The 9,063-nt window shown below is 71.3% G+C and carries 8 protein-coding genes; 5 read left to right on the top strand and 3 right to left on the bottom strand.

The window, feature by feature from the left end; translation table 11 throughout:
- The first annotated feature begins 53 nt into the window (after positions 1–53).
- Positions 54–1,112, top strand: a complete 1,059-nt coding sequence (gene gntD / locus ACZ52R_RS01255) for a guanitoxin biosynthesis L-enduracididine beta-hydroxylase GntD (RefSeq protein WP_465752428.1) — start codon at positions 54–56, stop codon at positions 1,110–1,112.
- A 152-nt stretch (positions 1,113–1,264) separates the two neighbouring features.
- Positions 1,265–2,065: an SDR family NAD(P)-dependent oxidoreductase gene (locus ACZ52R_RS01250; protein ID WP_465622728.1), complete on the top strand. Its 801-nt coding sequence runs from the start codon at positions 1,265–1,267 to the stop codon at positions 2,063–2,065.
- A gap of 139 nt (positions 2,066–2,204) precedes the next feature.
- Here ACZ52R_RS01250 and ACZ52R_RS01245 read toward each other — a convergent pair whose 3' ends face one another.
- Positions 2,205–3,941: an acyl-CoA dehydrogenase family protein gene (locus ACZ52R_RS01245; protein WP_465752426.1), complete on the bottom strand. Its 1,737-nt coding sequence runs from the start codon at positions 3,939–3,941 to the stop codon at positions 2,205–2,207.
- 204 nt (positions 3,942–4,145) lie between these two features.
- Between ACZ52R_RS01245 and ACZ52R_RS01240 the strand changes: the two genes are divergently transcribed.
- Both ACZ52R_RS01240 and ACZ52R_RS01235 read left to right on the top strand, forming a co-directional pair.
- Positions 4,146–5,159, top strand: coding sequence for a ferritin-like domain-containing protein (locus ACZ52R_RS01240; RefSeq protein ID WP_465622725.1), 1,014 nt, complete (start codon positions 4,146–4,148; stop codon positions 5,157–5,159).
- A gap of 92 nt (positions 5,160–5,251) precedes the next feature.
- Positions 5,252–6,511 (top strand): beta-ketoacyl-[acyl-carrier-protein] synthase family protein, encoded by a 1,260-nt coding sequence (locus tag ACZ52R_RS01235; protein ID WP_465622723.1) that lies wholly within the window; start codon positions 5,252–5,254, stop codon positions 6,509–6,511.
- A 131-nt stretch (positions 6,512–6,642) separates the two neighbouring features.
- On the opposite strand, the gene ACZ52R_RS01230 is transcribed toward ACZ52R_RS01235, so the two are convergent.
- Positions 6,643–6,978 (bottom strand): acyl carrier protein, encoded by a 336-nt coding sequence (locus ACZ52R_RS01230; RefSeq protein ID WP_465752424.1) that lies wholly within the window; start codon positions 6,976–6,978, stop codon positions 6,643–6,645.
- 393 nt (positions 6,979–7,371) lie between these two features.
- Between ACZ52R_RS01230 and ACZ52R_RS01225 the strand changes: the two genes are divergently transcribed.
- Complete coding sequence (locus tag ACZ52R_RS01225; protein WP_465752422.1) at positions 7,372–7,947, top strand: hypothetical protein; 576 nt, start codon at positions 7,372–7,374, stop codon at positions 7,945–7,947.
- Positions 7,948–8,018: 71 nt separating this feature from the next.
- On the opposite strand, the gene ACZ52R_RS01220 is transcribed toward ACZ52R_RS01225, so the two are convergent.
- Positions 8,019–9,032, bottom strand: coding sequence for a class I SAM-dependent methyltransferase (locus ACZ52R_RS01220; RefSeq protein WP_465622718.1), 1,014 nt, complete (start codon positions 9,030–9,032; stop codon positions 8,019–8,021).
- Positions 9,033–9,063: the final 31 nt, after the last annotated feature.

Below are 9,063 nucleotides of genomic sequence, written 5' to 3'. Positions count from 1 at the left end.
CATCCGTCCGCCCCACCGGCCGAACAGGTCGGAGAACAGCAAGGGAACATCTGATGATTCGTCAAGAACGCTCCGCTGCCACCGCTCCGACCCCGCTCCGGGGCCGGCCGGCGCAGTACACCCTGAGTGCGGACGAGGCCGCCGAACTGGCCCGGGCCGCCCACAAGATCGCCGACGACTGCGGCAACCCCCTGGACGAGGGCTTCTACGACCGCGCCTGGCAGTTCGACCGGATGCTGCCGGTCGGCCTGCAGTCCTTCCTGGCCGACTTCCGCCGCCGCGAGCCCGCCGCCGCCTGCCTGGTGCACGGACTCCCGGTGGACGACGCCGAGCTCGGCCCGACTCCGGCGCACTGGCGCGACGCCATCGCCTCGGAGTCGGCCCGCAGCCAGGAGGCCATGCTGGCGCTGGTCGGCATCGCGCTGGGCGAGCCCTTCGGCTGGGCCACCCTCCAGGAGGGCAGCATCATCCAGAACGTCCTGCCGATCCGCGGCGACGAGGACCGGCAGAGCGGCTACGGCAGCGAGGCCCTCCTGGAGTTCCACACCGAGGACGGCTTCCACCCCAACCGCTGCGACTACCTGGTCCTGTTCGGCCTGCGCAACGCCGACGAGGTGCCGACCATCGTCGCCTCCGTCCGGGACGCCGAACTCGACGACCGCACCCGGGAGGTCCTCTCCCAGGACCGGTTCCACATCCTCCCGGACACCGAGCACATCCGGCAGCTGGAGACCTCCGACCCCGACCACCCGGCGCTCGCCAAGCTCCGCCGGATGGCCGACGACCCCGCGCCCACCAGCGCCCTGTTCGGCGACAGCCTCTCCCCGTACCTGCGCATCGACCTGCCGTTCATGCGCTGTGTCGGCGACGACCCGGAGGCCGTCGAGGCCCTGGACCGGCTGATGGCGGAGCTCACCCGGGTCCAGCAGGAGGTCGTGGTCGGCCCCGGCACCCTGCTGGTCGTGGACAACTACCAGGCCGCGCACGGCCGGCGCTCCTTCAAGGCCCGGTACGACGGCACCGACCGCTGGCTGAAGAAGATCACCGTCAGCCGCAACCTCCGCCGCAACCTGGCCGGTTACGCCCCCGACCGGCACCGGGTCATCGTCTGATCCCCAGGGCCCGTCCTCGCCCCGCACCCGCACACCCGCCCCGCACCCGCACACCCGCCCCGCACCCGCACACCCGCCCCGCACCCGCACACCCGGCCCGGGCCCGGCCGCTCCGGCGGCCGGGCCCGGCATCTTTCGAAAGGCCCTCGTCCATGCGCACAGTCATCGTCTCCGGCGCCTCCAGCGGCATCGGGAAGGCCACCGCCGAGCGGTTCGCGGCCTCCGGCGACCACGTGGTCAACCTCGACATCACCAAGCCCGCGGCCCCGGCGGCGGGCCTGGACGGCGGCGCCGGCACGGTGAGCTTCCTCGAGGTCGACGTCGCCGACTGGCAGGCGGTCAAGGAGGCCGTCGACACCGTGCACGCCGCCCGGGGCGGCCTCGACGTGGTGATCGCCAACGCCGGCATCAGCGTCCGCGGCGGGGTGCTCGAGCTGACCGAGGCCGACGTGCGCCGCGCCATCGACGTCAACCTGGTCGGCGTGCTGGCCCTGTGGCGGCACTCGGCGCCGTACCTGATCGAGCAGGGCCACGGCGTGCTGCTCGCCACCGCCTCGGTCAACGGCAGCCGCGGCTACCCGCTCTACGCGCCGTACAACGCCACCAAGGCCGGGGTCGCCTCGCTCTGCCAGACCTTCGCCATGGAGCTCAGCCCGCTGGTGCGCACCGCGTGCGTCACCCCCGGCGCGGTGCTGACGCCGATGCAGCGCGCCGAGTACACCGACGCGATGCTGGAGGAGGTCAACGAGCGCATCCCGGCGCGCCGGCACGCCTCCCCGGAGGAGATCGCCGGTGTGTTCCACTTCCTCGCCTCCGACCAGGCCGGGTTCGTCACCGGCCAGGAGTTCGTGGTGGACGGCGGCGAGACGGCCGGCGCCACCACCGCGTTCTTCCCCGGACCCCTCGCGCCGCAGCCGCGGCCCGACCAGGACGCTCCCGAAGGCGGCAAGTGACCACGGACAACCGTCCCGTCCACCATGCCGGTCACCCTGGTGCCCAACTGACGGCCGATTAGGGGAAGTTGCGCGAAGGCGGCGCCGACCTCGGGTCGGAGCCGCCTTCCGTCGTCGCCGTCCTTGTCCTCGGCCCGGGTCAGCCCCGCGCGCCGTGCTCCAGCACGGCCTCGAGGCCGAAGTACCGCCGGCCGGCCCGGCACTCCTCCATCACGGCCTCCAGCCCCGGCAGGTACGCCTCCCGCTCGTCCAGCACCACGTCCCGGTCCAGGCGCTGCAGCAGCCGTCGGAGCACCAGGACGAGCCAGCCGGCGTCCGGCGCGGCGCCCCGGTTGTGCAGCCAGACGTGCACGCAGGAGGCGGCGGCGTGGAACACGCAGTGGTCCTCCGCGGTGCGTGAGCCGGCCACCGAGGCCGCCTCGATGCCGTGCTCCGCGATGCGCCCGTACAGCGCGGCCCGGCGGCGGTCCAGTTCGGCCACCACCTCGGCCAGGTCGCGGGCCTGCCCGGGCGCGCACTCGGCCGCGGCCACCCGGGCCAGCCGCTCCACCGCGGTGCCCCAGCCCCGGGTGATCTCGTCCTGCCCGTTGGTCGCGAGGGCCAGCCTGTTGCCGTCCGGCTCCCAGACCGGGGCCTCGGCGGAGAGGTCGAACAGCCGGGCCAGCAGTTCCTCTCCGCCTTCGGTGGGCCGGTCGGCGAGCGGGGCCAGCGCGGCCAGCTGGGTCGCGATGTTGAACAGGTTGACGTGCGTGGTGCCCTCGAAGATCGAGGTGATGCAGTGGTCCCGGCGGATCTTCTGGAAGGCGCCGGAGGCGACCAGTTCGCGCAGGTAGCTGCGGGCCGCGAGCACCTTGGACATCTGCTCCAGGGTCTCCTCGCCGATCACCGGCACCAGGTACTTGACCACCGAGGACCACAGGGCCAGCCGGGCCGGGGCGAGGGTCAGCGCCCGGGCCACCGGGATCGCCACGCAGTCGCAGATCAGCAGGTCCAGGTGCGCGTCGACGAGGTGCTGGCGGACCACCGGGAGCCGGTAGATCTCGGCGCCGTACAGCCGGCGCTCGTGCGCGTAGTCCAGCCCGATCCGCAGCGCGGCGTCCATGCTGCCCAGGGACATGCCGCCGATCGCGGTGCGGGTGATCTGCAGGGTGCGGACGGTGTCGATCAGGGCGCGGCCGGGCCGGCCGATGACCGCGCCGGCGGCGGGCACCCGGGAGCCGGTGAACCTGACGCCGCTCACGTCGTGGCCGCGCAGGCCCAGGGCGCGGACGATCGGCTTGGGCTCGACGCTGTCCGGGTCCAGCTCGCGCCGGTCGGCCAGCAGCAGCATCGGGCCGCGCGGGCCCTGGGCGAGCACCGTGTAGAAGCGGGCCCGGTTGCCGTTGCCGACCGGCCACTTCTCGCCGTCCAGGACGTAGTGCTCGCCGTCGAGCACGGCGGTGGTGGCCGTGGTGGTCAGGTCGCTGCCGACCTCGGCCTCGGAGATGCCGAAGCACAGCTTGTCCCCGGTGGTCACCGCCTCGGCGATCCGCTTCTGCTGCTCGGGCGTTCCCCACAGCCAGACCGGCTGGCAGCCGAGCATGCTGGAGCCGAACATCACCGCCATGGTCAGGTTGCGGCGCGCCAGCGAGCGGGTCACCGCCAGGACCGACTCCAGGTTGAGCATCCGCCCGCCGGCCACCGCCGGGACGAGGCGCTCCGGCAGGCCCCAGTCCAGGAGCAGCCGCTCCGCGCCGGGCGGGACCTCGCCGAGTTCCTCGTGCGCCACGACCTCGGCGAAGGAGTACGGGCCGGACGGGTCCAGCGGGTCGCCCAGCAGCCCTTCGAGCTCGGCGGTCAGCTGCCGGGTCGGACGGGGAACGGAATTCGGCTCCATACGGCTGGCTCCTGTGCGCGGGAATACGGAACGCCCAGCGGTGTTCCGGTGCAGTGTCGCCAGGGGGCTTTGTGTCGTTCCAGGCAGGGGCGCAGGCAACTCATCATGCCTGCAAGTTGCCCAGTGAGTGCCTAGGTTTTCGCGTGCCTTTCGCCCGAGAGTATCCGGTGTGGCAGTACGTCAATCCGAAGGGGCCCGGCGGCGATGACTACCGAATTCCACGAGCGCGAAACCGTGCTGTTCACCCTGGACCGGACCAGGGAGAGTCTGATGGAGGTCGACGCCGCGTTCAAGGCCAATCTCAACTGGAACTACGGCGAACGCAACAATCGCCTCTGGTCGCTCTACGAGAAGAGCAAGATCTCGCAGTGGAATGCCGCGACCGATATCGACTGGAACCACGAGGTCCGGTTCGGCTCGCTGCTGAACGAGGGGCAGAGCACCGGGTTGCAGAACTTCCGCGGCGAGGGCAGCCCGGTTCCCGAGGAACTGATCAACCAGTTCCGGTGGGAGTACCTGTCCTGGATGATCAGTCAGTTCCTGCACGGTGAACAGGGCGCCCTGGTGACCACCGCCCGGCTGGTGGAGACCGTGCCCGACATGGAGGCCAAGATCTACGCGGCCGCCCAGGTCGCCGACGAGGCGCGGCACGTCGAGGCGTACGCCAAGTACATCGACGAGAAGCTGGGCAACTCCTACCCGATCAACCCGGGCCTCAAGTCGCTGCTGCGCGACCTGCTCACGGAGTCCGACTGGGACATCGTCTACCTCGGCATGCAGGTGATCGTCGAGGGCCTCGCCCTGGCGGCGACCCGCCTGGCGGGCACCGGCTTCGGGGAGCCGATCATCACCCAGATCACCCGGATGATCGCCAAGGACGAGGCGCGGCACATCGGCTTCGGCGTGGTCTCGCTCACCGGCATGTACGAGCAGATGAACAGCAAGGAGCGCGCGGGGCGGGAGGAGTTCCTGCTGGAGTCGGTTTTCCTGATGTCCCGCCGCTTCCTGCTGCGCGAGGTGTGGGAGCGCATGGAGCTGGACGTCGAGGCCGGCATCACCTTCGCGATGAACGACCCGATGATGTTCGGCTACCGCCAGCTGCTGTTCCAGCAGGTCATCCACATCCTGCGGCAGGTCGGCCTGCTCAGCCCCAAGCTGCGCGACCTGTTCCTGAGCGAGCAGCTGGCCAAGCCGGAAGCCTTCGTCGGCATCGACTGACCCGCCGGGCGACCGGCGCCGTCACCCGAACGACAAGAACAACAAGAACGACGAGAACGACAAGAACGACAAGAACGAATCGGAGGAGCCGCGTGCCTGTGCAGCGCGACGACGTCGTCATCACCGGGCTCGGCGCCACCACGCCGCTGGGCGGCGACGCCCGGTCCACCTGGAAGGCACTGCTCGACGGGGTCTCGGCGGCGGTCGCGATCACCCAGCCCTGGGCCGAGGACCTGCCGGTGCGGATCGCGGCCCCGGCCGCCGTGGAACCGGCCCCGCTGATCGACCGGGTCCAGGCCCGGCGCACCGACCGGTCCGCCCAGTTCGCGCTGCTGGCCCAGCGGGAGGCCTGGCGGGACGCCGGCTTCAGCACCGCCGCGGGCGCGCCGGGGCACCCGGAGTCGGAGCGCCTCGCGGTGGTCATCGGCAGCGGCATCGGCGGCCTGAGCACCCTGCTGCCGGCGCACGACCTGATCCGGGCCGGGGACACCCGCCGGGTCTCGCCGTTCACCCTGCCGATGCTGATGAACAACGCCGCCGCGGCGCTGTGCGCGCTGGAGCTGAACGCCACGGCGGCGGCCCACGCGCCCTCGACGGCCTGCGCGGCGGGCGCCGACGCCATCGCGGCCGGGTTGGACCTCATCCGGCTGGGCCGGGCCGACGTGGTGGTGGCCGGCGGCACGGAGGCGGTCATCAACCCGATGGCGATCACCGCCTTCGCGGCGATGAAGGCGCTGTCCCGCAACAACGACGCCCCGTCCTGCGCCTCCCGGCCGTTCGACAAGCAGCGGGACGGCTTCGTCCTCGGCGAGGGCGCGGCGGTGCTGGTGCTGGAGTCCGGTGAGCACGCCCGGCGGCGTGGCGCCCGGATCTACGCCGAGTTCGCCGGGGCCGGGGCGAGCGCCGACGCACACCACATCACCCGCCCGCACCCGGACGGCGAGGGGATGGCGCGGGCCATCCGGCGCGCGCTCGCGGACGGCGGGGTGGAGCCGGCCGAGGTCGGCCACGTCAGCGCGCACGCCTCCTCCACCTCGGTGGGCGACGCGGCCGAGGCGCTGGCGATCCGTACCGTGCTGGACGGCGTGCGGCCGGCCGTGTCGGCCGTCAAGTCCTCGGCCGGGCACCTGATCGGCGCCTCCGGCTCACTGGCCGCGGTGGCCACCGTCCTGGCCCTGCACCACCGCACCGCCCCGCCCACCATCAACCTGGACGACCTGGACGACGCGATCGACCTGGACGTGGTCCGCCTCGCGCCCCGCCCGCTGCGCGCCGGTCCGCTGGTGGCGCTCACCCAGAGCGCGGGCTTCGGCGGGCACAACACCGTGCTGGCCTTCCGCGCCGGGGCCTGAGCCCCGGACCCGGGCCCCGGACACGAACCGGTCGGACCCGGGCCGCCCGGACATGGGTCCGCCCCCGGGCCAGGTCGGTGCCTGGCCCGGGGGCGGTGACGCAGCGTCAGGACATGTGCGGTGTCGCGCGGTCAGGACGCCGGCGGCCAGTCACCGCCGAGCGGGACGACGATGGACTGCAGGTGGTCGACGGTCGGCAGGGCACCCTCGCCCTCGTCCAGCATCTCCCGGACGAGCTCGACGATGTCGTGGACGGTCTCCAGCTGCGAGGCGCGCTCCTGGGGCAGGCTGTCGAACTCGAAGACGTCCTCGATGGTGAGGCCCAGCTGGACCATCGCGAGCGAGTGGTAGCTCAGTTCGCTGACGAGCTTGGTGTCCGGACCGATCTGGTCCTTCTTGGTCGGTGCGATGAGGTGGACCAGCTGACTGATCACATCAGGGATCTGGTCGGAGGCGATGTCGGTCATACATGGATCGTCGCCGGGTCGGGGCCCGACATTCCAGGCATCGGCTCCGGCAACGACTCGGCAAGATCGAACGTTCGGTGACCGCACCAACTCGACGGGTGACCGGATTGCCGTCGGTTTGCCTGGAGATCGGCCGAGTCCGCCCCCTATGCTCGGAGCATGGACACCGGTGTGCCGTCGATGTCGCCATCAACTCCCAGGATTATCAGCTGTGTTGTGGCGCCGCGACCCCGACCGCGGGTGATCTGCCGGCCGCCGGCCGGCGCCGACGCGGGCGCCTTTGGCAGCCGGCGCCCGCGCACCGCCCCGGCCGCGGTGGTTTCCGCGCTCAGCGACCTTCTGTCCCAAGGCACTTGGTCCGACCATCACCCCTAACACCACCGAGGTGGCTCAATGACGCTGTTGGCATCCTGGGGATCCCTGGCCGCTCAGCACTCGCCCGCGGACGACACGGTCTTCGCCGTACTCAACGTGGCGTTCATCGTCCTCATCACGGCGATCGTCCTCGTCTCCCAGTTCAGCGTCCGCGACGTCAGGGCCCAGACCTTCCTGTGGGTCGCGATGCTCGTGCTGCGCGGCTTCCTGCCGCCGGGCCCGGCCGAGGCGAAGACGAGCAGCATCGTCTTCCTGCTCATCGGCCTGGCGTTCTCGCTGGTCTTCGGCTACTACCGCGGTCTGACGATGCCCATGTGGCGCGACCAGACCGGCCGACTGCTGCGCAAGGGCGGCCGGACCACCGCCAAACTGTGGGTGGCGAACCTGGCCGAGCGCCTGATCGTCGGCGGCGTCGAAGTGGTCTTCTTCCACGGCCGGTTCAACGGCAACGGGGTCTGGCTCGGGGTCGGTGTGACGCTGGCCGTCCAGCAGGGCGTGATGATGCGGCGCGCTCCCGGCATCACCGAGGTGCGGCCCACCGGCCCGGGCTACACCATGCCCAAGGCCGAGGAGAGCGACGCCCAGGCGAACTGACGTCTCGTCAAACTGTCTGTACACAGCGAGAAGTGCTCCGGGGTGCTCGGCCCCGGAGCACTTCCGTGTCATCAGGCGGCAAGCGGCTCGAGCTCAAAGATCACGCTGTCCGCCGGGGTCACCACGCGGTGCGCCTCGACCAGGCGCCAGCCGCCCTCCTCGAACACACCGTTCCACTCCTCCAGGGTCGGCAGGTAGGCACCCATCATGCGGTGCGCGACCTCGAAGCCCAGGGTGAAGACCGGGATCTCGGAGTCCGGGATGTCGGTGGTCATCGCGGTGTCGCCGAGCAGGAAGCGCTTGACGTTCGGGAACGCCTCGCGCAGCCCGCGCAGGGAGGCGATGCAGTTCTCCCGCGGCCAGAAGTCGTGGCCCATCAGGAAGGAGGTCAGGAGGTCGACGTCGGCGAACTCCGGGTGCGGCTGCGGGTTGGTGGCGTCGTCCTTGACGAAGGACACCTTGCCCTCGAAGCCGGCCTCCTTGGTCGAGGCCCGGGCCACGCCCAGCGCGCCCTCGGCGATGTCGATGCCGAGGCCGGTAGCGTTCGGGTTCTGCCGCAGCACGCTGATGATGCGCTCGCCGCTGCCGCAGCCGAGGTCGGCGATCTTGCCGAACTCACCGACCGAGCCCAGGGCCTTCTTGAACACCGGGTCGAAGAAGTTCGAGTTGATGTCGCGGCAGGCGATCGCGATGGCGGCCGAGTCGCGGCGGTAGAAGTCGCCGATCCGGTTCTCGTTCTTCAGCACGGCGGGCATGTCGGCGAAGAGCGACGCGCAGCCGCGGGACAGCCAGTGGTAGAAGGCCTTGGCGCGGTACACCTCGGCGAAGTTCACGTCGCCGACGATCAGGGCGCCCTGCCGCTGCACGATGCGGACGCTGGCCAGTGCCTGGAACATGCCCTCGACGGCGAACCGGTCGAGGTCGTTGCGTTCCGAGAACTCGGCGACGTCCAGCTTGTCCTGGTCCGCCAGTTCGTCGAGCGCCCCGACCTCCCAGGCGGCGCCGATCGCCGAGGATGCGACGGTGGCGTTGAAGATGTCGGCGGCGGTCATTCTCGCCGCTTCGAGCACGAGGTTGTCGGTCACGTCCTGGTCCCCTCTGAGGAATGGAATCCGG

Source organism: Kitasatospora sp. NPDC034023 (assembly GCF_055575795.1).
Note: the sequence above shows the minus strand (reverse complement) of the source record. Positions and strands in the feature narration are given on the sequence as shown.

Excerpts from the sequence above, each read along its gene's own strand:
- ACZ52R_RS01230 (WP_465752424.1), bottom strand. The coding sequence starts at position 6,978 with ATGACCGACATCGCCTCCGACCAGATCCCTGATGTGATCAGTCAGCTG.
- ACZ52R_RS01240 (WP_465622725.1), top strand. The coding sequence starts at position 4,146 with ATGACTACCGAATTCCACGAGCGCGAAACCGTGCTGTTCACCCTGGAC.
- ACZ52R_RS01225 (WP_465752422.1), top strand. The coding sequence starts at position 7,372 with ATGACGCTGTTGGCATCCTGGGGATCCCTGGCCGCTCAGCACTCGCCC.
- gntD (WP_465752428.1), top strand. The coding sequence starts at position 54 with ATGATTCGTCAAGAACGCTCCGCTGCCACCGCTCCGACCCCGCTCCGG.
- ACZ52R_RS01250 (WP_465622728.1), top strand. The coding sequence starts at position 1,265 with ATGCGCACAGTCATCGTCTCCGGCGCCTCCAGCGGCATCGGGAAGGCC.
- ACZ52R_RS01245 (WP_465752426.1), bottom strand. The coding sequence starts at position 3,941 with ATGGAGCCGAATTCCGTTCCCCGTCCGACCCGGCAGCTGACCGCCGAG.